At 68.7% G+C, this 24,986-nt stretch carries 28 protein-coding genes; 10 read left to right on the forward strand and 18 right to left on the reverse strand.

What is annotated here, in order from left to right; all coding sequences use genetic code 11:
• Positions 1 to 24: 24 nt before the first annotated feature.
• From SPR02S_RS01815 to SPR02S_RS01855, 9 genes are all read right to left on the reverse strand, one after another.
• Positions 25 to 981 carry a BRO-N domain-containing protein gene (locus SPR02S_RS01815; RefSeq protein WP_019055219.1) on the reverse strand — a complete coding sequence of 319 codons (957 nt, stop codon included), beginning with the start codon at positions 979 to 981 and terminating at the stop codon, positions 25 to 27.
• Positions 982 to 1,130: 149 nt separating this feature from the next.
• The gene (locus SPR02S_RS01820; RefSeq protein WP_019055220.1) at positions 1,131 to 1,826 is read right to left on the reverse strand and encodes a contact-dependent growth inhibition system immunity protein; all 696 of its coding nucleotides are present in this window, start codon (positions 1,824 to 1,826) and stop codon (positions 1,131 to 1,133) included.
• Positions 1,827 to 1,850: 24 nt separating this feature from the next.
• Complete coding sequence (locus SPR02S_RS01825; protein ID WP_019055221.1) at positions 1,851 to 2,210, reverse strand: RNase A-like domain-containing protein; 360 nt, start codon at positions 2,208 to 2,210, stop codon at positions 1,851 to 1,853.
• A gap of 53 nt (positions 2,211 to 2,263) precedes the next feature.
• Positions 2,264 to 2,869 (reverse strand): hypothetical protein, encoded by a 606-nt coding sequence (locus SPR02S_RS01830; RefSeq protein WP_019055222.1) that lies wholly within the window; start codon positions 2,867 to 2,869, stop codon positions 2,264 to 2,266.
• Between the two features lie 70 nt (positions 2,870 to 2,939).
• Positions 2,940 to 4,691 (reverse strand): RNase A-like domain-containing protein, encoded by a 1,752-nt coding sequence (locus tag SPR02S_RS58820; protein ID WP_026150121.1) that lies wholly within the window; start codon positions 4,689 to 4,691, stop codon positions 2,940 to 2,942.
• Complete coding sequence (locus SPR02S_RS01840; RefSeq protein WP_019055223.1) at positions 4,691 to 5,008, reverse strand: WXG100 family type VII secretion target; 318 nt, start codon at positions 5,006 to 5,008, stop codon at positions 4,691 to 4,693. The genes SPR02S_RS58820 and SPR02S_RS01840 overlap by 1 nt, the downstream gene beginning before the upstream one ends.
• Before the next feature lie 96 nt (positions 5,009 to 5,104).
• A complete protein-coding gene (locus tag SPR02S_RS01845; protein ID WP_019055224.1) occupies positions 5,105 to 5,560 on the reverse strand; it encodes a WXG100 family type VII secretion target in 456 nt (151 codons plus the stop codon).
• Positions 5,561 to 5,760: 200 nt separating this feature from the next.
• On the reverse strand, positions 5,761 to 6,495 hold the full coding sequence (locus SPR02S_RS01850; RefSeq protein WP_019055225.1) for a hypothetical protein: 735 nt from the start codon (positions 6,493 to 6,495) through the stop codon (positions 5,761 to 5,763).
• Positions 6,496 to 6,618: 123 nt separating this feature from the next.
• Positions 6,619 to 7,524, reverse strand: coding sequence for a D-alanyl-D-alanine carboxypeptidase family protein (locus SPR02S_RS01855; RefSeq protein WP_245607471.1), 906 nt, complete (start codon positions 7,522 to 7,524; stop codon positions 6,619 to 6,621).
• A gap of 280 nt (positions 7,525 to 7,804) precedes the next feature.
• On the opposite strand from SPR02S_RS01855, the gene SPR02S_RS01860 reads away from it, so the two are divergent.
• Together SPR02S_RS01860 and SPR02S_RS01865 are read left to right on the forward strand one after the other, a co-directional pair.
• Complete coding sequence (locus SPR02S_RS01860) at positions 7,805 to 8,488, forward strand: GntR family transcriptional regulator (protein ID WP_019055227.1); 684 nt, start codon at positions 7,805 to 7,807, stop codon at positions 8,486 to 8,488.
• The gene (locus SPR02S_RS01865) at positions 8,485 to 9,807 is read left to right on the forward strand and encodes an MFS transporter (RefSeq protein ID WP_052346895.1); all 1,323 of its coding nucleotides are present in this window, start codon (positions 8,485 to 8,487) and stop codon (positions 9,805 to 9,807) included. Before SPR02S_RS01860 ends, SPR02S_RS01865 begins: the two co-directional genes overlap by 4 nt.
• A 36-nt stretch (positions 9,808 to 9,843) precedes the next feature.
• Here SPR02S_RS01865 and SPR02S_RS01870 read toward each other — a convergent pair whose 3' ends face one another.
• Together SPR02S_RS01870 and SPR02S_RS01875 are read right to left on the reverse strand one after the other, a co-directional pair.
• Positions 9,844 to 10,650 (reverse strand): SAM-dependent methyltransferase, encoded by an 807-nt coding sequence (locus tag SPR02S_RS01870; protein ID WP_019055229.1) that lies wholly within the window; start codon positions 10,648 to 10,650, stop codon positions 9,844 to 9,846.
• Between the two features lie 110 nt (positions 10,651 to 10,760).
• A complete protein-coding gene (locus SPR02S_RS01875) occupies positions 10,761 to 11,585 on the reverse strand; it encodes a maleylpyruvate isomerase family mycothiol-dependent enzyme (protein WP_019055230.1) in 825 nt (274 codons plus the stop codon).
• Positions 11,586 to 11,764: 179 nt separating this feature from the next.
• On the opposite strand from SPR02S_RS01875, the gene SPR02S_RS01880 reads away from it, so the two are divergent.
• Together SPR02S_RS01880 and SPR02S_RS01885 are read left to right on the forward strand one after the other, a co-directional pair.
• Entirely contained in the window at positions 11,765 to 12,565 is an 801-nt protein-coding gene (locus SPR02S_RS01880; RefSeq protein WP_026150123.1) for a carbon-nitrogen family hydrolase, read from the forward strand.
• Positions 12,562 to 12,879 carry a hypothetical protein gene (locus SPR02S_RS01885; protein ID WP_019055232.1) on the forward strand — a complete coding sequence of 106 codons (318 nt, stop codon included), beginning with the start codon at positions 12,562 to 12,564 and terminating at the stop codon, positions 12,877 to 12,879. Before SPR02S_RS01880 ends, SPR02S_RS01885 begins: the two co-directional genes overlap by 4 nt.
• Here the strand turns inward: SPR02S_RS01885 and SPR02S_RS01890 are convergent.
• Entirely contained in the window at positions 12,876 to 13,367 is a 492-nt protein-coding gene (locus SPR02S_RS01890; protein WP_019055233.1) for an LURP-one-related/scramblase family protein, read from the reverse strand. The two genes, SPR02S_RS01885 and SPR02S_RS01890, sit on opposite strands and share 4 nt — an antisense overlap.
• A complete protein-coding gene (locus SPR02S_RS01895) occupies positions 13,364 to 14,374 on the reverse strand; it encodes a GlxA family transcriptional regulator (protein WP_019055234.1) in 1,011 nt (336 codons plus the stop codon). The genes SPR02S_RS01890 and SPR02S_RS01895 overlap by 4 nt, the downstream gene beginning before the upstream one ends.
• Positions 14,375 to 14,427: 53 nt before the next feature.
• Here SPR02S_RS01895 and SPR02S_RS01900 point away from each other — a divergent pair, with 53 nt between their 5' ends.
• Together SPR02S_RS01900 and SPR02S_RS01905 are read left to right on the forward strand one after the other, a co-directional pair.
• Entirely contained in the window at positions 14,428 to 14,835 is a 408-nt protein-coding gene (locus tag SPR02S_RS01900) for a cupin domain-containing protein (RefSeq protein WP_019055235.1), read from the forward strand.
• 29 nt (positions 14,836 to 14,864) lie between these two features.
• Positions 14,865 to 16,721, forward strand: coding sequence for a thioredoxin-like domain-containing protein (locus tag SPR02S_RS01905; RefSeq protein WP_019055236.1), 1,857 nt, complete (start codon positions 14,865 to 14,867; stop codon positions 16,719 to 16,721).
• Positions 16,722 to 16,744: 23 nt separating this feature from the next.
• Here SPR02S_RS01905 and SPR02S_RS63905 read toward each other — a convergent pair whose 3' ends face one another.
• From SPR02S_RS63905 to SPR02S_RS01930, 5 genes are all read right to left on the reverse strand, one after another.
• The gene (locus tag SPR02S_RS63905; protein ID WP_019055237.1) at positions 16,745 to 16,909 is read right to left on the reverse strand and encodes a hypothetical protein; all 165 of its coding nucleotides are present in this window, start codon (positions 16,907 to 16,909) and stop codon (positions 16,745 to 16,747) included.
• A gap of 72 nt (positions 16,910 to 16,981) precedes the next feature.
• Positions 16,982 to 18,040, reverse strand: coding sequence for a glycosyltransferase family 2 protein (locus SPR02S_RS01915; protein ID WP_019055238.1), 1,059 nt, complete (start codon positions 18,038 to 18,040; stop codon positions 16,982 to 16,984).
• A 197-nt stretch (positions 18,041 to 18,237) separates the two neighbouring features.
• The gene (locus SPR02S_RS01920; RefSeq protein WP_019055239.1) at positions 18,238 to 18,477 is read right to left on the reverse strand and encodes a DUF6458 family protein; all 240 of its coding nucleotides are present in this window, start codon (positions 18,475 to 18,477) and stop codon (positions 18,238 to 18,240) included.
• A gap of 87 nt (positions 18,478 to 18,564) precedes the next feature.
• Complete coding sequence (locus SPR02S_RS01925; RefSeq protein ID WP_019055240.1) at positions 18,565 to 19,860, reverse strand: M18 family aminopeptidase; 1,296 nt, start codon at positions 19,858 to 19,860, stop codon at positions 18,565 to 18,567.
• 164 nt (positions 19,861 to 20,024) lie between these two features.
• Positions 20,025 to 21,851 (reverse strand): acyl-CoA dehydrogenase, encoded by a 1,827-nt coding sequence (locus SPR02S_RS01930; protein ID WP_019055241.1) that lies wholly within the window; start codon positions 21,849 to 21,851, stop codon positions 20,025 to 20,027.
• 164 nt (positions 21,852 to 22,015) lie between these two features.
• Between SPR02S_RS01930 and SPR02S_RS01935 the strand changes: the two genes are divergently transcribed.
• The 4 genes from SPR02S_RS01935 to SPR02S_RS01950 all read left to right on the forward strand — a co-directional run bounded on the left by SPR02S_RS01935 (position 22,016) and on the right by SPR02S_RS01950 (position 24,983).
• Entirely contained in the window at positions 22,016 to 22,489 is a 474-nt protein-coding gene (locus SPR02S_RS01935; protein WP_019055242.1) for an SseB family protein, read from the forward strand.
• Between the two features lie 179 nt (positions 22,490 to 22,668).
• Entirely contained in the window at positions 22,669 to 23,640 is a 972-nt protein-coding gene (locus SPR02S_RS01940) for a pirin family protein (protein WP_078622785.1), read from the forward strand.
• A 175-nt stretch (positions 23,641 to 23,815) separates the two neighbouring features.
• Positions 23,816 to 24,214, forward strand: coding sequence for a GNAT family N-acetyltransferase (locus tag SPR02S_RS01945; protein ID WP_019055244.1), 399 nt, complete (start codon positions 23,816 to 23,818; stop codon positions 24,212 to 24,214).
• Between the two features lie 328 nt (positions 24,215 to 24,542).
• On the forward strand, positions 24,543 to 24,983 hold the full coding sequence (locus tag SPR02S_RS01950; protein ID WP_019055245.1) for a VOC family protein: 441 nt from the start codon (positions 24,543 to 24,545) through the stop codon (positions 24,981 to 24,983).
• The last annotated feature ends 3 nt before the right edge of the window (positions 24,984 to 24,986 follow it).

Genomic DNA, 24,986 nt, shown 5'->3' on the forward strand with positions numbered 1-24,986 from the left:
TGTTCCGGAGTGTTCAGGCCGGTCTCAGGACCCGTTGAGCACGTACACCGGCGCCCCGTCCTCCGCTCCGCCGCGCGAGCGGATGCAGGCGTGCTGGCGCAGCAGGCGGAGACACTCGTTGACGCGGCGTACGGTCAGCCCCGTACGCGACGCGATCGATTCGAGCGGCTCACGCAGTTCCCCCTCCTCGACCAGCACCGGTGCGATCACCACGGCCACCGTCCACACGTCCTCCGTGACGGACAGCCGTTGCCGCCAGTCGGCCAGTACGGATTCCGTGGTGGGCTGGAGGGTGGGGGCGTCGACGCCCGCAGGACGGTCGAGAGTGAGCACATCGAGCCGGTCCGCGATGCGTCCCATGGCCTGGGCGATGGCCTCCTGCGCGACGAGCGTCGCACGCTGGGCGGCGAGCATCTCCCTTTGCAACGCCAGCGATTCACGCTGCGCGACCGCAAGCTCCCCGTCCACCTGAAGGTTGTGCGCCTCCAGCCGGACGATGGCCTCGGCGACCTGCTCGGGCATCGCGTACGCGATGGGGGCTCCGGGGTCGACGGGCTGAACCTCCGCCTCCTCCAAGGTGTAGGACCCCTCCCGCTGAACCGTCTCGATCACCTCGGCGACCCACTGCTTGAAGGGAGCGCAGGCGGGTTTCGTACAGGCGTTGACGAGCAGGATCAGGCCTTGGAGATCGATGAGCTGCAAGTCTCGGCGCCAGGTCCTACCTGCGGGAATGCTGAGACAGTGACTTCCAGTCACTGTCTCGAGATTGTCTCGGTGCTCCTCCGGAACGTGGTCGATCAGCGCCTTCCGGGGCGTGGTGTACCCCAACTCCTTGCAGACGTCCACCGCCGGAAACCAGTGGCTTCCGTCCGGCATGGTCAGCCTACGGACGCGGGCCCCGGTAGCCGCGTAGACGAAGTCGTTGACGTCGATCGCCTCGTGCTGCTCGGTCGAGTCGGGTTGTTTGCTGGGTTCGTTCATGTGAACCACCTCCGCCGGGGAACGTAAGGCGGAGGCGAATGAATATGCCAGCTGTTACAAGGATGTTCATGATTGCGGGGGAAGATCACCCGAATCCACTGCACGGGACCGCCGAAGCGTGTAAAGCGTCAACTCATCGGCCCACTGGGTCACTTCGCGGCGCTGCCCGACGGGGGCCCGTAGTCGGCGCGCGGCACGGTCAACCGGTCGGCGACGAGGGTGAGCCAGCCGCTCGGTGAGTGCGGTGGCGGCGGGTCGACCTCCATGCCCAACTCGGCGACGGCGAGGGCGTAGTCGGACTCGTCGAGGTCCAGGGCGAGGAGTTCGTGCAGCTCGCCGGTGAGGCGGGCGACGAGGTGTGGGTCGGTCGAGGTCCGGTAGTCGTCGGTCGCCGCGTCGTGGTCGTCGAACTCGTCCGGCATGTCCTGGGAGAACCAGCCGCCGAGGAACTGGCCCAACTCCGGGAAGCGGGCGTGCCATTCCCAGTGGGTGGCGGGGGTGGCCGGGGGTGGGACCTCGCCCTCCTCGACGCTGTGTTTGATGTGGTCCGCGAGGCAGTACAGCCACTGCTGGATCTCGCCCTCGGGGAGTCCCACGTCCGGGATCGCGTAGAACTCGCCGAGGCGCAGGCGGAGTCGGCCCGGGGGATTGTCGGCGTACTCCCGTAGCTGCCGCTCCGCGACAGCGAGGGCCCACGGCCGGCTGTGCCAGGTGTGGCGCAGGTAGGCGACCAGTGCCTCGCTCGGCTTGTCCGGGGTGTCGTCGGCCGGCTGTCCGGCGTAGGCGCGGATCACCTGGTCCAACTCGCCGTAGCGGCGGTCGTGTTCGAGGGGGCTCAGGGGCACGGGATCAGCCTCTACGGGTCGTCGTCACAGGTACATCGGAAACGTGGCGTGGACGGCGAAGCCGTGCGGTCGGGACGCGTCCCGCTTCAGGATCACGCGGGCCGCACGGACGTCCACCGGGTCTCGCCCGGCCAGCATCATCGCCTGGAGCAGGACCCGGCCGACCGGTTCGGGGCGGGAGGGCCAGGACGCCTCGATGGTCAGGCGGGGGCGGGTGGACCGGGCCAGCCAGCGGTGGATGAGCTGCTCGTTGGCGGTGACGGTCTGTTGGGTGGCCCATTGGGCGGTTTCGCGGTCGGGGTAGGTGGCGCTGCGGGTGGCCGTGAGCGCAGGGGGTTCGGGACCGGAAGCGGCGCTGTCGGCGGTGTTGCCGATGTTGTTCATGGAGTCCCTTCCGATGGCATCGAATGAAGAAATCGAATGAAGAAGTCGTGCACTCAGGTGGCGTCGAAGGACCAGAAGATGCCGACTTCGGCCTCGGACACCGCGATCAGGCCGAGATCCCAGTCGTACTGGGAGAAGGGGGTGCAGCCAGTGGTCGCCTCATAGAAGTCCGGGGCGTCGGGGTCGCCGCCGCGGACGCCGTGCGAGCCCGGGTAGCCGCTGTTCGTGTAGAAGGACGTCCCCTCCGGGAAGCGGGAGAGGATCACCCGGGCCCTGCGTTCGAGTTCTGGTCGGCGGGTGTCGAAGTGATTGCGGGCGCGTTCGCTGGGGACGTCCAGCCATGTGGTGGCCAGCATGACGAGCAGCCTTTCCACCGACGTCCGGGGCACCTCCCACAGTGCGGCCCGCCATGCCGCCGCGCCTTCGGGGTCGGAAGGCGGCAGGACGAAGGGGAAGTTCGGGTCCTCCAGACGTTCCTCCCCGCCTTCGTCGGAGTCGATCCATTCCCAGGACCGGGGATCCGCCGTCCCCCGGCGCATGATCGCCGCCACATCCCGCACCCAGTCCTGGTGTGTGCGGGCCCCCACGAGGATGTACGAATACCGCCACTCGAACATGGTGAGCGCCTCGGCCCAGGTCTCGGCGTCCGGCGTCGACATCGTGGCTCCTTTGACGGTCGTGTTCTGTGGTCGTGTTCTGTGGTCGTGTTCTGTGAGGGAAGGGTTCAGCCTATTTGGGCATGGAGGTGACCACGACGAAGGGCGGGTCGAGGTTGGGATCGTATTTGAGGCGGGTGGCGACGCCGTGCGCGTCGGTCACCGGGGTCGCCTGGCCGTTGACGACCCTTGAGGTGCGCCCGGTCACCGGGCTGACGGCCAGCGGGTTGTTGGGGTCGGAACTCACCGAGGTGACCTCGAAGACCGGGCTGGACGGTTGGGGCGGGGGCCCGGTCTGCAGCCACCTGTCGATGTCGCCGCTCTTCTGCCGGATGCAGTCCTGGGTGTACTTCTGCGCCGAGGCCAGGTCCGTGAAGGTGGAGGCCGCCGGGATCGAGGGGGCGCCGGAGGCGTTGGCCTGGTCGCGCAGCCGCTGCAGGAGCTGGGCGTCGGTCTTGCCGACGTGCTTGTCGATGGTGTGGCCGCCGCCGAGGTCCTCCTCCATCGCCAGGTCGATCGTGTACTTGTAGGGGATCGGGTTCTCCCCGTTCAGCAGCTTGTGCTCCTTCTTGAACTCGTTCAACGACCGGCCGCCGAAGGCCTCGGCCCTGGCCTCCTCCGCGATGAACGTGGGTGCGCTCCGGAGCGCTTCGTCCAGTTCCCAGTCCAGTTGGAGAAGTGTGGAGGCGGCATCGCTGAACGCCTGCTGGTAGATGTCGACGGCCCTGTCCGCGGCCTCCCGGTCCATGTGCTCGCGGAAGCTCATGACCAGCTTGCCGAACATGTCGGTGGCGGCGAGTTCGAGCAGGTCCATGAGGTCGAGCCCGGTCGTCAGGTCCTGCACCATCCCCTTGGCCGCCTGCTTGGCGAGGTCGCTGGTGGTGTCCCGACAGGTCTTCACGACCTGGGCCAGCTCGTCGCAGGTCTTCTGGAGGGTGTCGGCGGTGTTGTGCAGCACCTGAAGGATCGGTTGGCGCTGCGCGGGCGCCACGTTGCCCGACGTCTTCCAGGCGCGGGCGCCCTGCTGTGCGATCTGCCCCTGCGCGTTCCGGCTGCGGCCCCAGGCGGTGGTCCCCCAGATCGACTGGCAGAACGCCTTCATCGCCTTCTGCCAGTCGCTGTTGCCCTGAGGGTCCGTCATGTAGGTGATCGCGGACGTGAAGTTGTCCCCGGCTTTCGACGCGGCGCTCGCCGCCGCCCGCCACGCGGTGGCCATTCCCTTGAGATCGTCGTCGCGGGCGCCCGGTGTGATCTCGGTGGTCTTGCCGAGGTTGAGCCCGTACTCGATGGCGGGTTTCATGACCTCCGCGAGGAAGTCGGGGATCTCGCCGAGCGCGCCGGAGATCGCCCACGAGTCGGCGTCCTCGCCGGTTCCGCTCCACTTGACGTCGTTGATCTTCCCGTAGTCGGGCACTCTGTCGATGACGACGGGTGGGGTGCGGCGGGGCGACGGGCCGTACATTCCGCGCGAGGACCAGTCCGCCGCCTGGTAGTTGTTGGCGGTCATGGTCAGACCGACCGCGACACCGCCGACGCTCACCACGCTGGCCGCCCAGACCTTGGTGAACTTCTCGGCGATCTGCATATAGACGTTGGCGAAGGAGTCCGGGCCCCACCCGGTGCCCGCCGACTGGCTGTACGCGTTGAGGGCGTCGACGAGTGTGGTCGCGCCCTTGTCGTAGTCGAACTGCCCGTCCCGTACGACCGTCGACGTGTAGTACAGGTGCGCGGGCCGCACGTCGAACCCACCACCCGCGTCGGGCGCGGCCGTTCTCAACTGGTCCCGTTCCGCCTGGCGTTCCGCGTCGCTGGGCCGGTCCGCCATCAGGCCGCTCCCCAGCCGCGCAGCACCGCCCGATGAGCGGCCGAGTAGTTCGCGTGCCCCGTCGTGACGTACGCGTGCAGCCACTTCTGCGCGGCCTGCAGATCCTGCGCGGAGTGGTCCCACTCGTCGAGCTTCTGGACGAAGACCTCGCGGGCCTCGCCCTTCCATGACAGGACGACCGGTTCGGCACGGTCGTAAAGGTCGTCGATTCTGCCGTTGAGCTGCTTGAGGATGTCCTCCAGCTCGGCGGCGAGGTCGTGGAGTGTGGCGAAGGAGACGGCTATGTGATCGTCGTCGGCGGAAGCCCCGGTCGACATGATCCCCCTGGATATCGGTCGATAACTACGGCTGGGCGACGGGCACTTGAAGGCTCGCGGTCGGAAGGGTCGGAAGGGTCGGAAGGGTCGGAAGGATCAGAAGGAGTCGAGGCTGCTGCGGGTCGGTGGCGGCGGCGTCGGCGTATCTCCTGTCGCCTCCGCGTTCGGCGTGGACAGCTTGTCGACCTCGCTGCCGATGTCGACCTGGATCGTCCGCATGTGCTCCAGCACCTCGATGTCGTTCGAGGAGAAGCCGTCGCGGCTCATCCGTACGGCCTGTTCCAGCAGCTTCATCACTTCGCGGATGCGTACGGCGTCCTCGGTCGCAGCGCGGTGGAACTCGCGGTACGCCGTCGCCGCGGGGCCGTGCCAGCCGGCTTCGATGCGGTCGACGATCGCGTCCATCCGCTTGATCTGCTTGTCGAGGTGGTCCTGCATGTCGTCGAGGTCGCCGGCGAGTTTGGTGAGGTCGGTGGAGGTGACGTGCAGGTCGGGGCTGCCGCCTCCACCTCGGCCCCCACCTCCGCCCGCCCCGATTCCAGGCACTGTCATGCCGTACCCCCGTCCCCGTCCCTGTCACGTCGGCATCACATGGCACTTGCGGTTGCAATGATCCTACGGTCGACCGGGATTTCGGAAGCCTTCAATTCGGCGTGGGGCGAGCTCCGTTGGTTTTTTCGGGATGTCCAACTCCGCCCAGACGGTCTTGCCGACGGTGAGGGGTGTCCCCAGGTGGTGGTCGTGGGTGTCGTCTAGCCCCGCTCCCACATCGGCGAGTGCGCTTCCCGCAGGTGCTCCGTGAACGCGTCGACGACGATCGGGAAGAAGTCGGTGAACCGTTCGCCCGCCGACCCCCCTCCCATCCCGCCCCCGCCGAAGAACGCGTCCAACTGCTCCTCGGTGTGGAACACCGCGCGTGCCTCCGCGCACTCGGCGATCAGGCCCGGCAGTTGCCAGGGGCACCACGGGTGGGTGTCCGAGATGACCAGGTGGAGGCCCTCCTCCAACGTGGCGTCCTGCATGTCGTCGTCGACGGCGAGTCCGTCCTGGCCGAAGTAGCTCACCAGGAACTGGTTCAACCGGGGGAAACGCAGGGCGAGTTCACGGGTGGCCAGGGGTGTTCCGAAGAGCGTTTCCCGGTCGAACGGTGCCTTCCAGCGCTCCACATACGCGGCCACCTCCCGGTAGACCTCGGGTGTGCGGGCCGCCGACTCGGCCCCCGGGAAGTTCGTGAGGGAGGGGTGTCCGCCGGCCGGGTCGTGCGCGAACAGGTCGGCCGCCAGGCGGAGTTGCGCCGCGATCTCGTACAGGTTCCGGCCGCCGTCCTCCCCCGCGTTCCACAGTCCCCGGATCACCGGGAACAGGTCCCGCCGCCACGCCTCGGCGTCGTCGGGGACGGGATTGCCGTAGTCCCTGTACTGGCTGAGCAGAGTTCGGGCGCCCTCGAGAGCGAAGTACTGGGCCAGTTCTCGGTCGTTCGCCGACATCGCCGACTCAACTCCTCACGGGACGGTCGTACGAGAAGCCGTATTGGAATGTCGTACGCGAGCCGCCGTACGACAAAGGGACCCGCCGCTGACATGCGGCAGGCCCCAATGTGGATCTGAACGTCAGCTGATCTTCGCGTAGCCGTAGTTGATGAGCTTCTTCACGTCCGCCGTGCGGTTGGTCGCGTTGGCGGCGGTCATGACAGCGCCGATCATCGATTCGCCGTTCTTCGTGGCGGCGAAGATGAGGCAGTACTTGGCCTGGGTGCCCGAGCCGGTCTTGACGCCGAGGGTGCCGTTCCAGCCGAGCAGCGTGTTGGTGTTGGCCCAGGTCGTGCTCCGGGTCGAACCGGTCTTGGTGGTCGTCTTCGCCGTGTACGACTTGGTCTTCACGACGGTCTTGAAGGTGGAGAGCTTCATCGCGCTGACCGCGACCTTCGTCAGGTCGCGCGGCGTCGAGTAGTTGTTGCCGTTGCTGTTGCCGTCGAACGAGTCGAAGTGCGTCTTCGTCATGCCCAGGCTCTTGGCCGTGGTGTTCATCTTGGCGATGAAGTTCTTGGTGCGGGCGGAGACCGTCGAACCGGAGCCGTACTTGTCGGCCAGGGCCATCGCGGCGTCGCAGCCGGACTCCAACATCATCCCGTACAGCAGCTGACGGACAGTGACCTTGTCACCGACGATCAGGTGCGCGGACGAGGCGCCCTTGGCAACGATGTAGTCGCTGTACGCCTTCTTGATCGTGACCTTGGCGTTCAGGTTCAGGCTCGACTGGGAGAGCACGACCTTCGCCGTCATGACCTTCGTGGTGGAGGCCGTGAGCCGCTTGGTGTCGGCCGCCTTGGCGAAGAGGGTCTTGCCGTTCGCGCTGTTCATCAGGAACCCGCCCTTGGCGGTGATGGTGGGCGTCGTAACAGCCTGCGCGGGTGCCGCGGTCAGGGCGCCGGTCGCGAGCACGGCGCCTGCGGTCACGGTGACCGCGGCGGCTCTGCGGAAACGGCTGCCCTTGATGCCGGTAATGGCAGTAATCAACTGAGGTACCCCGAATACGTTGAATGCCCCTGAGGAGCGGCCCAGTTGGAGGGGGGAAAGAAAGGGCCGCACGTGTGTGACACGTAAGTAGCACAGAAGGTTGTGCGGTTGCTGCGCCGGGTTCCCCGAATGTGTGAAACGCCCCCGAGAACCGGCCGCGGAAACTACGGAAACTCACGCCGTACACGCATCCCCGTAGACGCGAGCCCGGCTCCCCTTGGTTCCGTCCGCATCCTGGACGCCCATCCTCATGCGTACGTGTTGTATCTATGCTGTCCCCATGCCGTCCCTGTCCCCCGCTCCGTCCGTCGCCTCACCACCCGCCGTCAAGCAACCCCCCGCCGCCGACCGCGTCTACACCCACGTCAAACAGGGTGTCCTGGACCGGCGTTACGAAGGCGGAACCCTGCTCACCGAGGGCGAGTTGGCCGAGGCCGTCGGAGTGTCACGGACACCCGTGCGGGAGGCGCTGCTGCGGCTGGAGGTCGAGGGGCTGATCAGGCTCTATCCGAAGAAGGGCGCCCTGGTCCTGCCCGTCTCCTCGCAGGAGATCGCGGACGTGGTGGAGACCCGGATGCTGGTCGAGCAGCACGCGGTCCGCAAGGTCGTACCGGCGTCGCCGACCCTCATCGCGCGGCTCGAAGAACTCCTCGACCGGCAGAAGGAGCAGGCCGCCGCGGGCGACCTGGCCGGCGCCGCCGTCACCGACCGCTGCTTCCACGCCGAGATCGTCCGCAGCGGCGGCAACGAGATCCTCTCCCGCCTCTACGACCAACTTCGCGACCGGCAGCTGCGGATGGGCGTCGCCATCATGCACTCGCACCCCGACCGCATCGCCAAGACGCTCACCGAGCACGCGGCGATCCTCGACGCCCTGCGCACCGGCGACGCCGAGGCGGCCGCCGGGATCGTCCACCAGCACGTCGACTGGTTCTCCCACCTGGCCCGGGGCGAGGTCCGATGAGCAGCAGTAGCAGTTCGAGTTCCGCTTCTTCGATGTCCCTGCCCGGTGATCCGCCCGGTGGCCGCCGCGCCCTCGCCGTGTGGGGCATCGGCGTCTCCGTGTACTTCGTCGCCGTCATCTTCCGTACGTCCCTCGGTGTCGCCGGGCTCGACGCCGCCGAGCGTTTCCACGTCAACGCCTCGGCCCTCTCCACCTTCTCGATCCTCCAACTGCTCGTCTACGCGGGCATGCAGATACCCGTCGGCCTCCTCGTCGACAGCCTCGGCACCAAGAAGGTGCTGACCATCGGGGTGGTTCTCTTCACCGCCGGGCAACTCGGCTTCGCCTTCTCCCCCTCCTACGGCACCGCCCTCGCCTCCCGCGCGCTGCTCGGCTGCGGTGACGCGATGACCTTCATCAGCGTGCTGCGGCTCGGCACCCGCTGGTTCCCGGCGCGGCGCGGCCCGATGGTCGCCCAACTCGCGGGCCTCGCGGGAATGGCCGGAAATCTCGTCTCCACCCTGGTGATCGCCCGCCTGCTGCACGGCATCGGCTGGACGGCCGCCTTCGCGGGCAGCGCGCTCGCGGGCGTCGTGGTCCTCGTCCTGCTCCTTCTGTTCCTGAAGGACCACCCGGAGGGCCACGAACCGGCCCCCTTCCCGCACCGCGGCGCCGCCTACGTCCGCCGTCAGATCGCCGCGTCCTGGCGCGAACCGGGCACCCGCCTCGGCCTCTGGGTGCACTTCACCACCCAGTTCCCGGCGATGGTGTTCCTGCTCCTGTGGGGCCTGCCGTTCCTGGTCCAGGCGCAGGGACTGTCCCGGGCCACCGCCGGCGAACTCCTCACCCTCGTCGTCCTGTCGAACATGCTGGTCGGCCTGATCTACGGCCAGATCGTCGCCCGGCACCACACCGCGCGGCTGCCGCTGGCGCTCGGCACGGTCGGTGTCACGGCGTTCACCTGGGCGGTCGTGCTCGTCTACCCCGGTGAGCACGCGCCGATGTGGCTGCTGATCGTGCTGTGCACGGTGCTCGGCTCGTGCGGGCCCGCCTCGATGCTGGGCTTCGACTTCGCCCGCCCGGCCAACCCGCCGGAGCGTCAGGGCACCGCCTCCGGAATCACCAACATGGGTGGTTTCGTGGCCTCGATGACGACCCTGTTCGCGGTCGGCGTGCTCCTCGACGCGACCGACGACAACTACTCGATCGCCTTCTCGGTGATCTTCGTGCTCCAGGCGATCGGCATCAGCCAGATCCTCCGGCTGCGCAGCCGGGCGGCCCGCCGCGAGCGCGAACGGCTCGTGGCGAGCCGGGTGGAGACGGTGCACGTGCCGGCGTAGCCCCACGCTTTCTCACACCGCTCTCACACGACCTTCTTACGCCGGTACGAAGGGGGCGATGGGGACGAGCGTGAGATAGGCGAGCCCCAACACGCCCCGGTAGCTCATCCATTGGGCCCGGTGCCGGTCGAGACGTTCACGCGTCTCGGCGGCCAGGGGATGGTCACCGTGCCCGGCGAGCCACACCTCCGCGTCCGCCTGGTACCCGGACTCGAACTCCTCCCACTCGTCCGCGTTCGCCGTCTCGGTCCACTCGGGCCGGAACCCGGCCGCCACGGCGAGGTCGAGGAGCGCCCCCAGGTCGTAGTGCTCGTCGGCACGCGCCTCCGGCCACATCCCGGCCAACTCGGCCGTCGTGGGCGGGCGTTGCCAGAACCCCTCGCCCAACAGCACGCGTCCGCCGTCGGCGACGAGCCGCCGCAACTCCCGCAGGGCTTCAGCGGTGTGCCGGGGAGGTTCCTCGGTACTGAGGACATGGCTCGATCCCACACACAGCACGAGATCGGCCGGCCCGCGCACCGTCCCCACGGCCGACTCCTCGACGAACTCGACCCGCGCCGCGAGCCCCAGCGCCTCGGCATCGCGCCGCCCACGCGCCAGATCCCGCGCGTTCACATCGACCCCGACACCCCGCGCTTCCGGTACGGCGGTCAGGACCCGGAGCATCAACTCGCCCCAGCCGCAGCCGAGGTCGAGCACCGTGCGCGGCCCCGCACCGGCCAGTCGCCGCACGATCCCGTCGGCGCGCGCCTCGGAGAGCGGGCTGTGAAAGGCGAGCCGGGTGAGCCGGGGAGGCCCGTCGTCAGGCTCGGTCTTCTGGGTCTTCTCGGTTTCGGACGTCATGTCAGACATGCGGCGGAGGCTAACGACAGACGGTCGACCGGCGACAACGAATTTCCGCGCCGCCGCTGCTACTTGGTGACCGTTGCTCGATGGAGGTTGCTTGGTGACGGTTACTTGGTGACCGTGAAGTTCCGCAGTATCGACGCCGACAGCTCCGGGTCGCCGTCCGCCTTGACCTTGTCCGACGCCGAGTCGACGGTGACCCGTCCGCAGGCCAGCCGGACGTACGTCTCCCAGTCGAGGATCAGGGTCGCGGCGGGGCCGAGCGCGGGCGCCGTCTCCAGGGTGCCGCGGCCCTGGATGTCGACGCGGATCGTACGGAGGAACTCGATCGGGCCGTGCACGTCGAAGACGACCGCCGAACTGCGCGGGGCGCCCGAGTCGTCGGCGACCACCTTCGGGAGTGCGTCGAGCAGCACGTCACGGGCGATGTGCGCCCCGGGTGAGTCGAGGTTGCCGGGGCGGCCGAGGGCGGCGCGCAGGTCCTGCTCGTGCACCCACACGTTGAACGCGTGGTTCCGCATGGACTGTTCGAGCGTGACCTCGGTGCTGACGTGGCCGCGCACCTTCGTGCCGGGATCCCGCGACTCGTTCCGCAGCTGCCTGTTGCGGCGGATGATCGTGTACTCCAGCTCCGACGTCATCTCCGGCGCCGTGTGGTGGCGGCGTACGTCGACCTGCATCTCCATGTACCGCTGGTGCTCGTTGGTGACGTGGTAGAGGTCGCGCGGGAGGGTGTGGATGGGGCGCGGGTCGCCGAGCATCTCGTTGTCCAGCCCGATGACGTGCGAGACCACGTCACGCACCGACCAGCCCGGGCACGGCGTTCGCCGGTTCCACTCTCCCTCCGCGAGCGGGGTCACCAGCTCGGATATCGCGTCGATGGAGTGGGTCCAGGCGTCGGCGTAGGGCTGGAGAGTGGGATGCAGACTCACGGAACGGGACCCCTCGGCGGTCGGTACAGGTCGGGTGGCGGGCGGCGTTGCCAGCGGGAGGTGGCTGTCGGCGGGTGTCTTGAAACGCTAAGTTACGCTGCTGTGAGGCACCCCGGCAGTGCTTTCGTGTGACGATCGTAGGCCCGTGTGAACGGCTCGAATGCCAGGACGGTGGTAGTGTGCGCGCCTCTCTCCTCCAAATCGCCGTAGACGAGGGCGAATCGGTCGAATCTCGCCGGGTTCGAGTGGCGTCCCTCGTCCGCGAGCAGGCCGGTACCGACCTCGTCGTCCTGCCGGAGTTGTGGACGACGGGTGCGTTCGCCTACGAGCGGTTCGCCGAGGAGGCGGAGCCGTTGGAAGGCCCGACCTACGAGGCGATGGCCAAGGCGGCGAGCGACGCGGGCGTGTGGCTGCACGCGGGCTCGATCCCTGAACGGGACCCAGACGGCCCCCTCTACAACACGTCTCTCGTCTTCTCCCCCTCCGGTGAACTGGCCGCCGCCTACCGCAAGATCCACCGCTTCGGCTTCGACAAGGGCGAGGCCGTGCTGATGGGCGCGGGCAGCGAGCTGGTGACGGTCCGGCTGCCCGAGACGACCCTCGGTCTTGCCACCTGCTACGACCTCCGTTTCCCCGAACTCTTCCGCGGCCTCGTCGACGCCGGCGCCGAGACCCTCGTCCTCCCCGCGGGCTGGCCCGAGCGCCGCCGCTCCCACTGGACCCTGCTGGCCCAGGCCCGCGCCGTCGAGAACCAGTCCTTCGTCCTCGCCTGTGGAACGGCCGGTACGCACGCCGGAGTTCCCCAGGCGGGTCACTCGATCGTGGTCGATCCCTGGGGCGAGGTCCTCGCGGAGGCGGGCGCGGGCGAGGAGATCCTCACGGTGGAGTTCGACCCGGCGAAGGTGGCGGTGACGAGGGAACAGTTCCCGGCGCTGAAGGACCGGGTGCTGGGGCTGGAGCGTCCGCGGGGCGCGAGTTGAGCGGCAGAGCCGGGCGGCCTCTGGCCGCACTCGGACGCGCCTTCCAGGCCCCGGACCGCTACGACACCGCGCCACGCGATTCCTGGTCGGCCGCCCGCCCCCGCACCGTACTGGCCACCATGCTCGTCGAGTGGGGCCCCGTGACGGTGTTCGTCTGGCTCGTGGGCAGGATGGCCGACGACCCTCCCAGCTGGACGGCCAGCGCGGTTTTCGGCGCGCTGTTCGTCGTAGGCGGCTACCTCGGGGACCGCCTGAAGGAGCGCCGCCGGGCACGCGCTCGTGCCCGTACGGCCGCCGACCAGGAAGTGCGTTAGTCCTCCCGCTCCTTCTCCGCCAGGTGGATCACGCACACCGCCACCGCGATCAGCAGTGCCGCGTCCGCGTCCTCCCGGACGATGTCGACGCCGTACGTCTCCCGGATGTGCAGCCAGCGCCGGGAGATCTGCGCGAGCAGCTCGCCGTCGTAGTCGACGCCGAACTCGCGGTCCAGGATCTTGCCGCTGACGTCGAGTTCGGTGCCGTCGACCAGGGACACCTTGTAGTGGTTGCGCAGCAGGGAGAAGCGCTTCCGCCTGATGGTCGCCAGGGGCTCACCGTCCCGTTCGATGACCATCGTGTCGCGCAGGGCGAGCATCTTCTTGTGGATGTCGATGAGCACGCGCCCGTGCGTGTCCTTCAGCTCGAACGTGTCCCTGATGCGCATGGCCTTGCCGTCGACCAGGAACACCTTGTTGCCGTTCTGGTCCTCGATCCAGTAATCCTCACCGAAGCCGAGGATCCGATCGCGTACGAGGAATCTCATGACATTACGGCTTCCCCGGCAGCCGGTCCGAAACGCCGCCGATAGGCCGACGGGCTCAATCCGGTCTCCTTCCGCAGCCGTACTCGGAGGTTCGCCCCGGTCCCGAGACCACACCGCGCGGCGACCACGTCGAGCCGTTCCTCCCCGCGTTCGATCAGCCGGCACGCCAGCGCCACCCGCTCCCCGGTCAGCCATGCCAACGGCGTCGTCCCGAGCTGCGCCCGGAAGCGCCGGTGCAGGGTCGCGGGGGAGACGGCCGCGCGGGCGGCAAGTTCGGCCACCGTCAACGGCTCCCCCAGCCGCTCCTGCGCCCACGCGAGCAGCGGCGCGAGCGACTCGTCGGGCACATCGGGCAACGGCCGCTCCACGAACTGCCGTTGCCCGCCGTCCCGATGGGCCGCGAAGACCAGCCTCCTGGACACCGCGTTGGCGATCTCGGCGCCATGGTCCCGCCGTACGACATGCAGCCCGAGGTCGAGCGCGGCGGCGCTGCCGGAGGCGGTGAGGATGTCCCCGTCGTCCACGAAGAGAACGTCCGGTTCGAGCCGCACGCGCGGGTGCAGGGCGCGGAAACGGTCGGCCCACATCCAGTGCGTGGTCGCCCGGCGGCCGTCCAGCAGTCCGGCCTCGGCGAGCGCGAAGCTCCCGGTGCACAGGCTCATGACACGGGCCCCGCGCGCGTGGGTGCGCCGGATGGCGTCGAGGACGTCACCACCGCGCGGTACGACGTTGTCGGGCCGCCCCGGCACGACGAGGGTGTCCGCCGAGTCCACCGCGTCGAGACCGTGCGCCCCGGTGAGGGTGAAGAACCCGTGGTTCATCCGCACCTCAGGCGCGGGCGCGCACACCAGCACCTCGTACAGCGGCCCGGACAGCCCGAGTTCGGGCCGGGGCAGCCCGAACAGTTCGGTGGCGACGCCGACCTCGAAGGGGTTGGTGCCCTCGTCGACGATGACGGCGACACGGTGGGGCTGCGACGGAGGGCGCTGCGAGGATCCTTGCGGCATGTGCGATTCCTAGCACTCGTACGGCGGCCCGACCACCCCCGACGATGACTGGCATGACCACCACCGAACCCATCTCCCTCCCCGCCGCCCTCGCCTCCTTCACCGACCGCTGGAGCCCCCGCATCGTCACCACCGTCAACGACTACGACGTACGCGTCGCGAAGGTCGAGGGCGAACATCTCTGGCACACCCACGACCACACCGACGAGTTCTTCCTGGTCCTGGACGGCGAACTGCACATCGCCCTACGGGAGTCGGCGGGCTCGGGTTCGGGGGAGCGCACGGTCGTTCTCCCCAAGGGCTCCGTCTTCACGGTCCCGCGCGGCACGGAACACAAGCCGTACGCCCCCGTCCCCACGGAGATCCTCGTCCTCGAACCGACCGGCACCCTCACGGTCGGCGACCACCACGAGGCCGTACCGGACCATGTGGACGCTACGACGGGGCACGCGCTGGCGTGACTGTCAGTGGCCGGTGGCACTCTTGATCCATGACCGACGCATCCTCGCCCCGCACCTCCCGACGCGCCCGCGTCCGCGCCCCCCAGCTCACCGGCAAGGGCGGCTGGCTGAACACGGGTGACAAGCAGTACACCCTCGCCGACCTGCGGGGACGCATCGTCATCCTGGATTTCTGGACCTTCTGCTGCATCAACTGCCTGCATGTTCTGGACGAGCTGCGGGAGTTGGAGCGGAAGCACCGGGACACGGTGGTGATCATCGGCGTGCACTCGCCGAAGTTCGTGCACGAGGCCGAGCACCAGGCGGTCGCGGACGCGGTCGAGCGGTACGGCGTGGAGCATCCGGTGCTCGACGACCCGGAGTTGGCGACCTGGAAGCAGTACGCCGTGCGCGCGTGGCCGACGCTCGTCGTCATCGACCCGGAGGGGTACGTCGTCGCGCAGCACGCGGGCGAGGGGCACGCGCACGCCATCGAGCGGCTGGTGGAGGAGCTGGAGACCGAGCATGCCGCGAAGGGGACGCTTCGGCGCGGGGACGGTCCGTATGTGGCACCGGAGCCGGAGCCGACTGTCCTGCGGTTCCCCGGCAGGGCGATCGCCCTGCCATCCGGGAACTTCCTGGTCAGCGACACCACCCGGCACCAACTGGTCGAGCTGGCGGCGGACGGGGAGACGGTCGTACGGCGGATCGGTCAGGGCGATCGCGGGCACACCGACAGCACCTGGGTCCGCTCGCGGTTCAACGAGCCGCAGGGCCTGGCGCTGCTGCCGGACGGCTCCGTGGCCGTCGCCGACACCGTGAACCACATGATCCGGCGCTTCGACCCGGAGACGGGCCGGTTCACGACCCTCGCCGGCACCGGACACCAGTGGATGCAGGGCGAACCCACCTCGGGCACCGCCCGCGAGGTCAGCCTCTCGTCCCCCTGGGACGTGGCCTGGTGGAACGGCAAGCTCTGGATCGCCATGGCCGGCGTGCACCAGCTCTGGGCCTACGACCCGAACGACAACACCGTCGCCGTCACCGCCGGCACCACCAACGAGGGCCTCGTCGACGGACCCGGTCCCGAGGCCTGGTTCGCCCAGCCCTCCGGGCTCGCCGCGACCGCCGACCGGCTCTGGGTGGCCGACTCCGAGACGTCCGCCCTGCGCTGGGTGGACCTCGACGGGGCCGTCCACACCGCCGTAGGCACCGGACTCTTCGACTTCGGGCACCGTGACGGAGCGGCCGAACAGGCGTTGCTCCAGCACCCGTTGGGTGTCACCGCGCTCCCGGACGGCTCGGTCGCGATCAGCGACACGTACAACCACGCCCTGCGCCGTTACGACCCCGCGACCGGTCAAGTCACCACGCTGGCCACGGACTTGAGGGAGCCGAGCGACGCCGTGCTGGTCGGTGACGAGATCCTGGTCGTCGAGTCGGCGCGGCACCGGCTGACCCGGCTGCGCCTGCCGGAAGAGGCCGTGCGGGTCGAGTCCGTCGCCCATCGCACCCAGCGCGCGGCCACCGAAGTCGCCCCCGGCGAGCTGAAGTTGGACGTCATCTTCCAGGCCCCGGCCGGGCAGAAGCTCGACACGCGCTACGGCCCCTCGACCCGACTGCTCGTCTCCGCCACCCCACCCGAGCTGCTCGTCGGCGGCGAGGGCGCGGGCACGGACCTGAACCGCGCCCTGACCCTCAACTCGGCCGTGGCGGAAGGCGTGTTGCACGTGTCGGCCATGGCGGCCTCCTGTGACGACGACCCGGCCAACGAATACCCGGCCTGCCATGTCCACCAGCAGGACTGGGGTGTCCCGGTCCGCCTCACCAGCGGCGGGGCGGACCGTCTCCCCCTCGTCCTGGCCGGCATGGACGACCGAGACGGCCGAGACGACCAGGACGCCTGAAACGGGGGACCACCGGCAACGACCTATCGCCGACGCGCTCGCGGTGCCAGCTTGTAGAGCGCCATCCCCGCCGCCACCAGCGTCGTCGCCGCCACCATCATCGCCATGCTGTTCAGCCACAGGCCCGTCGCGGCCAGCGTGGCCCCACCGGCGCCGGTCGTGCCGGCGCCGACAACTCTTCCGTACATAAACGTTTCTCCTAAAGGGTTCCGACAGAGCCGAAGGGCTCCGGTGAAGCGTTCCGGTGTGCGGGGGGTGGGCTAGGTCGCCACCCACTTCTCCTCGCTGCGGCGGGCCAGGCCCCACAGGGAGGTGAAGTAGACGGCGTGCTGGAAGAGGTCGTAGAGCATCTCGGGGATCATCAGCGCGGCGACCAGGACGGCGAGGGGGCCTGCGCGGCGGACGGAGACGGTTTTCTCGACCACGAAGATCAGGCCGATCGCGGTCCAGAACGGGGAGATGCCCGGGAAGCCGTAGATCGTCGTGTAGGTGGCCATGAAGGTCAGGTAGACCAGGAAGGACAGGGCGCCGAAGCCCATCAGGAACTGCTGGAGGAAGTAGCGGGCGGTGACCTTGGTCCAGCCGTAGTCGCGGAGGTTCTCCAGGGCGCCGCGTTGCCAGCGGAGGCGTTGGTGCCAGAGTTTGGGGAGGCTGGTCATGACCTCGGTGGTGACCGCGCAGCCCGCCGGGGACATGGCGCGGTAGCCGAGGGTCTTGACCGCCTTGGTCATCTCGTCGTCCTCGGTGAGGGAGGCGAGGCTGTAGTAGCCGTCGCCGCCGCCGATGAGACCGTCGTGGCGGGCCTGCCGCACCTCGCGCAGGACGCGGGCGCGGAACATCGTGCCGGTGCCGGTGAGGACCTGGGCCTTGCCGCCGGTGCGGTCCAGCTCCCAGGCGTAGCGCTGGAACTCCATGCGCTGGAGCAGGCCGAGGAGTCCGCCGCCCTGTTCGCCGTAGAAGACTCCGCCGACGGCGCCGACCTTGCGGTTGAAGGTGGCCGTCGCGGTCTCGCTGAACCAGGGGTTGAGGACGGTGTCCGCGTCCTGGACGAGGAGGAGGTCGCGTTCGTCGAGGTGGGGCAGGACCCAGTCGATGGCCTGGTTGAGGGCGCCGGCCTTTTTGTGCAGGTTGCCCTGCGTGGCGAAGACTTCCGCTCCGTGCGATGCGGCTACGGCGGCGGTGTCGTCGGTGCAGTTGTCCGTGACGACGACGATCAGGTCGGGCTTGCGGGTCTGGCGCCACAGGCCCTCGATCGCGGCGCCGATGCGGTCCGCTTCGTTGTGGGCCGGGATCAGGACCACCAGCCGTGGTTCGAGCACGGCAGCGGCCTCCCCCGTGAAGATCGTGAGACGGGCCCGGGGCTGCCTCTCCCCGGGCCCTCAACTGCACAGAGTCTTCACGAGGTTCACACAATCGCACAATGCGCACCGCGTCACGGATTGCTCACGGTTGGCTGTGTATGTCCTGTGCGGGCGATTCGGCCCGAGTGTGGACTACGCCCTGAATCTGCCTCGGCTCAGGCGCCGTAGCCACCGCGGTAGCCGCGCGTCTCGTCGTCCTCGACGACCGTCGACTGACCCGGTAGCAGGACCCGTCGACGCCGCGCGATGCTGCTGAACGTCACGACCCCGATCAGTCCGACGGCCATGAGAATGACGCCGACCAGGTCGAGATTGACCCCCTGCATGTGCCAGTCGGTCGCGAACGTGAGGATCGCGCCGACGGCTATCAGGATGATGCATCCGCCCAGGCCCATGAGTGTCGCCTCCCTGTCCGGTCCGGTCGGCCCGGTCCGCCTCCGGGTACCCGGGACGGCAACACCCATGCGCCACAGGCGGGTTGACTAGCCTTCCAGGAACGCCGCCAGCGCGTTGGCCAGCAGGTACGGGTCGCGGTCGCCGCAGAGTTCGCGGGCGCTGTGCATCGAGAGGATGGCCACGCCGATGTCGACGGTCTTGATGCCGTGCCGGGCCGCGGTGATCGGGCCGATGGTCGTGCCGCAGGGCATGGAGTTGTTGGAGACGAAGGTCTGGAAGGGCACGCCGGCCTTCTCGCAGGAGGCGGCGAACACCGCGCGGCCCGAACCGTCCGTGGCGTAGCGGTTGTTGACGTTGACCTTGAGGATCGGCCCTCCGTTGACCCGCGGGTGGTGCGTCGGGTCGTGCCGCTCCGCGTAGTTCGGGTGCACCGCGTGGCCCGTGTCGGAGGACAGGCAGACGGTCCCGGCGAAGGCCCGCGCCCGGTCCTCGTACGACCCGCCGCGCGCGAACACCGAGCGCTCCAGGACCCCGCCGAGCAGCGGCCCGTCCGCGCCCGTGTCGGACTGCGAGCCGTTCTCCTCGTGGTCGAAACCGGCGAGCACGGGGATGTACGGCAGGTTCTCGCGGGCGGCGGCCAGGGTGAGGGCCGCGAGGCCGGCGTGCACCGACAGCAGGTTGTCCATGCGCGGACCGGCGACCAGCTCCTGGTCACGGCCCAGGTAGGAGGGCGCCTCCACGGAGTGGGTCATCAGGTCCCAGCCGGTGACCCCGCCCGGGGCGAGCCCCGACTCCTCCTCCAGGAAGGCGATCAGGTCGCCGTCGCGGACGTCGTCGCCGAGGCCCCAGATCGGCTGGAGGTGGCGCTGCTTGTCGAGCTTGAGTCCGTCCGCCGACACGGAACGGTCCAGGTGGATGGCGAGTTGGGGCACCCTCAGCAGCGGCCGGTCCACGTTCACCAGGCGGGTCGAACCGTCCCGCAGGGTCAGCCGGCCGGCGAGACCGAGATCGCGGTCCAGCCAGGAGTTGAGCAGCGGCCCGCCGTAGATCTCGACGGCGACCTGGCGGAAGCCGTGCCCGCCGGTGTCGGGGCGCGGCTTGACCCGCAGGTTCGGGGAGTCGGTGTGCGCGCCGACGATGCGGAAGGGCGTGTGGGGGTCCGCACCTTCGGGGACGAACCAGGCCACGATCGCGCCACCGCGCAGCACGTACTTGCCGCCACTCGTCCCGTCCCAGGCGTCCGTCTCGGCGACCTGCCTGAAGCCTGCCTTCTCCAGCCGCTCGGCGGTGTTCGCCACGGCGTGGTACGGCGTGGGACTCGCCGCCAGGAAGGACAACAGGTCGTCGGTGTGGCCGCGGTCGAAGCGGGAGGGTTCGCTCATGGGGTTCACCTTAACGACGTACGAGGGCCCGTTCCCGACGTCGGGAACGGGCCCTCACAAGGGCGATGTGGGGTTTCGCGAAGCTGTACCGGTGTTGTCCTGGAACGTGTTCCGCGGCTGCCCCGCAGGCGTCCGCGGTCGGCCGGAAGGCGTTCCGCGGTCGGCTAGAAGGCTGCCTCGTCCAGCTCCATCAGGTCCAGTTCTACGCCCTCGGCGACCTTGCGGGCCAGGGTGAGGCCCGGCAGAACGTTGGCCGCGAAGAACTTCGCCGCCGCGATCTTGCCCGTGTAGAAGGCCTTGTCCTTCGCCGAAGCGGTCTCCAGCTTCTCGGTGGCGATCGCGGCGCCCTTGAGGAGCAGGTAGCCGACGACCACGTCACCGGAGGCGAGCAGCAGGCGGGTGGTGTTGAGGCCCACCTTGTAGATGTTCTTGACGTCCTGCTCGGTCGCCGCGAGGTCGGTGAGCATCAGACCGACGATGGCCTCCAGCTCGACGGCCGCCTTGGCGAGGTGCTCGCGGGCGCCCGCCAGGTCCTCGCCGCCGGTGCCCAGCGCGAGGAACTTCTTGATGTCCTCGGCGAGGGAGTTGAGGGCCGCGCCCTGGTTGCGGACGATCTTCCGGAAGAAGAAGTCCTGGCCCTGGATCGCCGTGGTGCCCTCGTACAGGGTGTCGATCTTGGCGTCCCGGATGTACTGCTCGATCGGGTACTCCTGGAGGAACCCGGAGCCGCCGAAGGTCTGCAGCGACTGCGCGAGCTGCTCGTAGCCCTTCTCGGAGCCGTAGCCCTTGACGATCGGCAGGAGCAGGTCGTTGAGCGCGTGCTCGGTGGCCGTGTCCTCGCCCTCGGCCTCCTTGACGGCGATCGCGTCCTGGATCGACGCGGTGTACAGCACCAGGGCGCGCATGCCCTCGGCATACGCCTTCTGCGTCATCAGCGAGCGGCGCACGTCCGGGTGGTGCGTGATGGTGACCTTGGGCGCGGCCTTGTCGCCGAAGGCCGCGAGGTCGGAACCCTGGACGCGCTCCTTGGCATACTCGAGGGCGTTGAGGTAGCCCGTCGACAGCGTCGAGATGGCCTTCGTGCCGACCATCATGCGAGCGAACTCGATGATCCGGAACATCTGCCGGATGCCGTCGTGCTTGTCACCGATCAGCCAGCCCTTGGCCGGGTGCCGGTCGCCGAAGGTCATCTCGCAGGTGTTGGACGCCTTGAGGCCCATCTTGTGCTCGACGTTCGTGGCGTAGACGCCGTTGCGCTCGCCCAGCTCGCCGGTCTCGACGTCGAAGAGGAACTTCGGCACGAGGAAGAGGGAGAGCCCCTTGGTGCCCGGCCCGTGGCCCTCCGGCCGCGCGAGCACGTAGTGAAGGATGTTCTCCTCCATGTCGTGCTCACCGGAGGTGATGAAGCGCTTGACGCCCTCGATGTGCCAGGAGCCGTCGTCCTGCTGGATCGCCTTGGTACGGCCCGCGCCGACATCGGAACCCGCGTCGGGCTCGGTCAGCACCATGGTGGACCCCCAGGTCCGGTCCACCGCGAGCTGCGCGATCTTCTTCTGTGCGTCGTTGCCCTCTTCGTAGAGGATCCCGGCGAAGGCCGGACCGGAGCAGTACATCCACACGGCCGGGTTGGCGCCGAGGACCATCTCCGCGCACGACCAGATCAGCGACGGGGGAGCCGTCGTACCGCCGATGGCCTCGGGAACCCCCAGCCGCCAGTACTCGGAGTCCATGAAGGCCTTGTAGCTCTTCTTGAAGGACGCCGGCACGGGCGCGGTGTTCGTCTCCGGGTCGAAGACCGGCGGGTTGCGGTCGGCGTCGGCGAAGGACTCCGCCAGCTCGTTCTCCGCGAGCCGGGTCAGCTCCTCCAGGACGCTCTTCGCGGTGTCCGTGTCCATCTCCGCGAACGGACCCGTTCCGTACAGCTTGTCGCGCCCGAGGACCTCGAAGAGGTTGAACTCGATGTCGCGGAGATTCGACTTGTAGTGCCCCATGGCGACGACTCCGTAGAAAGATCCGTAGAGAGATATGTACGACGAGACTTGGACGAGACTTGTTACGACGAGACGTGTACTAAGCAGTAGCTACGATGATGCTACCCGCCGGTAATAAGACGCAACCCCAAGCCGTCCATCTGTGACTCGTTACTCTTGCGGGCATGTACGGCTACGACCAGAACGTGGGCGCTCAGCAGGGGTACGTCCCGCCCCAGCAGCAGGCAGCCGGTGGCGTGGGCGGCTACGGCCAGCAGCCACCGCTCTACCCCGAGCCGTCCCCGCCCTCGCTCGCGGACGCGGTGCGCGCGTTCACCACCGGGCAGATGGCGGCCGAGGACTTCCAGCAGGTCTTCGCGACCTCCAAGGTGTACTGCCCGCGCGGCGACAACCCGGGCTTTCTCGCGCTCCACAACACCCAGCAGCCGGTGATCCCGATGTTCACCTCGCTCAAGGAACTGCGCCGTTACGCCGGCAAGGAGTCCAAGTACTTCGTGATCACCGGCGCCGAGGTCATCGACCTGCTGCCGACGGGCTACGGCTTCGTCGTCGACATGGAGGGCGAGCACCGGATGGTGTTCGACGCGAAGGCGGTCGAGCAGATGGTGGAGTTCGCGATGCGGAGGATGTACGGCTGAACACTCGCGATGTACGGCTGAGCACTCACTGTGTACGGCCGAGCACTCACTATGTACGGCTGACGTCCATCACCCTGTGTCACGGAACGCCCGGAGGGAATGCCCTCCGGGCTTCTTCTGTTGTGGGGTAGCAGAAAGTTCAACGCTCAACTAAACTCGACGCACAAGGAGGTCCCGACATGCCTGCAGTGACCGTAGAGAACCCGCTGACCCTGCCCCGCGTGGCCGCGCCGGCCGACGCCGTGGCACGTCCCGTGCTCGCCGTCTCGACCGCGCCGAGCGGTTTCGAGGGTGAGGGCTTCCCGGTGCGCCGCGCGTTCGCCGGGATCAACTACCGCCACCTCGACCCGTTCATCATGATGGACCAGATGGGCGAGGTGGAGTACGCGCCGGGAGAGCCCAAGGGCACCCCCTGGCACCCGCACCGCGGCTTCGAGACCGTCACCTACATCATCGACGGCGTCTTCGACCACCAGGACTCCAACGGCGGTGGCGGCACCATCACCAACGGCGACACCCAGTGGATGACGGCGGGCGCGGGCCTGCTGCACATCGAGGCGCCGCCGGAGTCGCTGGTCGTGTCCGGCGGGCTCTTCCACGGCCTCCAGCTGTGGGTGAACCTCCCGGCCAAGGACAAGATGATGCCCCCGCGCTACCAGGACATCCGCGGTGGCCAGGTCCAGCTGCTCACCACCCCCGACGGCGGCGCGCTCCTGCGGGTCATCGCCGGTGAGCTGGACGGTCACCAGGGTCCCGGTATCACGCACACGCCGATCACGATGATCCACGCGACGGTGGCGCCGGGTGCGGAGGTCACGCTGCCCTGGCGTGAGGACTTCAACGGTGTCGCGTACGTCCTGGCGGGCAAGGGCTCCGTCGGTGCGGAGCGGCGCGCGATCCACATGGGCCAGACCGCGGTCTTCGGCGCGGGTTCGTCCCTGACGGTCCGCGCGGACGAGCAGCAGGACGGGAACACCCCGGACCTGGAGGTCGCGATCCTCGGCGGCCAGCCGATCCGCGAGCCGATGGCGCACTACGGCCCGTTCGTCATGAACACCCGCGAGGAGCTGCAGCAGGCGTTCGAGGACTTCCAGAAGGGGCGGCTGGGGACGATTCCGGCGGTGCACGGGATGGGTGAGGGCGGGCTGTAAGCCGTAGCGCCCTGTAGAGCAGTAGAGCGGTAAGTCCGAAGCCCCGTCCTTGTGTGGACGGGGCTTCGTGCGTGGTGGGTCGGCTCTCAACTCCCGGAATGCCCCTGGCCGAAAAGGGCATGGGCCCCGGAAAAAGAGGGCTGAGCCGGACGTCTCCCGACCTACGATGCGGCCCATGACCATCACGTATGAGTGGCGCGGCGACTTCGACAACGCCGTCGTCAACGCGCTCCACGCGGAGGCGTTCGGTCACGCCCAGCTGCCCATCGATTGGCAGACACAAGTGCACCGTCACAGCCTCGGCTGGGTCTGTGCCCGAGAAGACGGCAGGCTCGTAGGGTTTGTCAACGTCGCCTGGGACGGTGGCGTCCATGCCTTCGTTCTCGACACGATGGTCGCTCAGGACATGCGCAAGACCGGTGTCGGGAGCGAACTCGTGACGACCGCGGCGCAAGGCGCCCGGGCAGCGGACTGTGAATGGCTCCACGTTGACTTTGAAGAGCATCTGCGTCCCTTCTACTTTGGAGCGTGCGGCTTCAGACCGACGGACGCAGGGCTCATCGCCCTGCGCTAGATCAAGCTCGCTCCGCAGACGTCCGGCGGTTGACGTCGGCGGCGTAGGCGGCCCGCTCGCCGGCGGACGCCTTCTGCCACTGGACGGCGGGCCCTCGGTGTAGAACGCCAGGTGTTCCTCGGCGGTGTCCCAACTCGGTTCGCCGGTGCGGGCAGGGGGCGTTCGCGCACGGAGTGGTCTCGCGTCGCCAACGGGGGCTGCCAGCCAGGGACTTGCCTCAGGCGCAGGTCGCCGGTTGTCGAGAACGTCCCACCGGCTCCGTCCCAGGGGCATCGGCGGCCACCACCGGCCGTACGGGAAGCCGTACGGGGAAGAAGGAGAGATCACCATGGCGATTCAGCGGATGGACAACGTGGGCATCGTCGTCGACGACCTGGACGCCGCCGTCGCGTTCTTCGTGGAGCTCGGTATGGAACTGGAGGGCAGGGCGCAGGTCGAGGGCCTCGTCGCCGACCGGTGCACCGGACTCGACGGCGTCCGGTGCGACATCGCGATGGTCCGGACGCCGGACGGCCACAGCCGCCTGGAACTGGCGAAGTACCGCAGCCCCGAGGCGACCGGCGCCGGGCCGCGCGACCGGCCGCACAACATCCTGGGCACCCACCGCGTCATGTTCGCCGTCGACGACATCGAGGACACAGTCGCCCGCCTGCGCCCGCACGGCGCCGAACTCCTCGGCGGGATCGCCCGGTTCGAGGACAGCTATCTGCTCTGCTACGTCCGCGGCCCGGAGGGCATCATCGTCGGCCTGGCCGAGCAACTGGGGTGAGGC

It is taken from the genome of Streptomyces prunicolor NBRC 13075, assembly GCF_000367365.1.
In the GTDB taxonomy this organism is placed as follows: domain Bacteria; phylum Actinomycetota; class Actinomycetes; order Streptomycetales; family Streptomycetaceae; genus Streptomyces; species Streptomyces prunicolor.

Excerpts from the sequence above, each read along its gene's own strand:
- SPR02S_RS01815 (WP_019055219.1), bottom strand. The coding sequence starts at position 981 with ATGAACGAACCCAGCAAACAACCCGACTCGACCGAGCAGCACGAGGCG.
- SPR02S_RS01825 (WP_019055221.1), bottom strand. The coding sequence starts at position 2,210 with ATGAACAACATCGGCAACACCGCCGACAGCGCCGCTTCCGGTCCCGAA.
- SPR02S_RS01830 (WP_019055222.1), bottom strand. The coding sequence starts at position 2,869 with ATGTCGACGCCGGACGCCGAGACCTGGGCCGAGGCGCTCACCATGTTC.
- SPR02S_RS58820 (WP_026150121.1), bottom strand. The coding sequence starts at position 4,691 with ATGGCGGACCGGCCCAGCGACGCGGAACGCCAGGCGGAACGGGACCAG.
- SPR02S_RS01840 (WP_019055223.1), bottom strand. The coding sequence starts at position 5,008 with ATGTCGACCGGGGCTTCCGCCGACGACGATCACATAGCCGTCTCCTTC.
- SPR02S_RS01845 (WP_019055224.1), bottom strand. The coding sequence starts at position 5,560 with ATGACAGTGCCTGGAATCGGGGCGGGCGGAGGTGGGGGCCGAGGTGGA.
- SPR02S_RS01850 (WP_019055225.1), bottom strand. The coding sequence starts at position 6,495 with ATGTCGGCGAACGACCGAGAACTGGCCCAGTACTTCGCTCTCGAGGGC.
- SPR02S_RS01860 (WP_019055227.1), top strand. The coding sequence starts at position 7,805 with ATGCCGTCCCTGTCCCCCGCTCCGTCCGTCGCCTCACCACCCGCCGTC.
- SPR02S_RS01865 (WP_052346895.1), top strand. The coding sequence starts at position 8,485 with ATGAGCAGCAGTAGCAGTTCGAGTTCCGCTTCTTCGATGTCCCTGCCC.
- SPR02S_RS01870 (WP_019055229.1), bottom strand. The coding sequence starts at position 10,650 with ATGACGTCCGAAACCGAGAAGACCCAGAAGACCGAGCCTGACGACGGG.
- SPR02S_RS01890 (WP_019055233.1), bottom strand. The coding sequence starts at position 13,367 with ATGAGATTCCTCGTACGCGATCGGATCCTCGGCTTCGGTGAGGATTAC.
- SPR02S_RS01895 (WP_019055234.1), bottom strand. The coding sequence starts at position 14,374 with ATGCCGCAAGGATCCTCGCAGCGCCCTCCGTCGCAGCCCCACCGTGTC.
- SPR02S_RS01900 (WP_019055235.1), top strand. The coding sequence starts at position 14,428 with ATGACCACCACCGAACCCATCTCCCTCCCCGCCGCCCTCGCCTCCTTC.
- SPR02S_RS01905 (WP_019055236.1), top strand. The coding sequence starts at position 14,865 with ATGACCGACGCATCCTCGCCCCGCACCTCCCGACGCGCCCGCGTCCGC.
- SPR02S_RS63905 (WP_019055237.1), bottom strand. The coding sequence starts at position 16,909 with ATGTACGGAAGAGTTGTCGGCGCCGGCACGACCGGCGCCGGTGGGGCC.
- SPR02S_RS01920 (WP_019055239.1), bottom strand. The coding sequence starts at position 18,477 with ATGGGCCTGGGCGGATGCATCATCCTGATAGCCGTCGGCGCGATCCTC.
- SPR02S_RS01925 (WP_019055240.1), bottom strand. The coding sequence starts at position 19,860 with ATGAGCGAACCCTCCCGCTTCGACCGCGGCCACACCGACGACCTGTTG.
- SPR02S_RS01930 (WP_019055241.1), bottom strand. The coding sequence starts at position 21,851 with ATGGGGCACTACAAGTCGAATCTCCGCGACATCGAGTTCAACCTCTTC.
- SPR02S_RS01935 (WP_019055242.1), top strand. The coding sequence starts at position 22,016 with ATGTACGGCTACGACCAGAACGTGGGCGCTCAGCAGGGGTACGTCCCG.
- SPR02S_RS01940 (WP_078622785.1), top strand. The coding sequence starts at position 22,669 with ATGCCTGCAGTGACCGTAGAGAACCCGCTGACCCTGCCCCGCGTGGCC.
- SPR02S_RS01945 (WP_019055244.1), top strand. The coding sequence starts at position 23,816 with ATGACCATCACGTATGAGTGGCGCGGCGACTTCGACAACGCCGTCGTC.
- SPR02S_RS01950 (WP_019055245.1), top strand. The coding sequence starts at position 24,543 with ATGGCGATTCAGCGGATGGACAACGTGGGCATCGTCGTCGACGACCTG.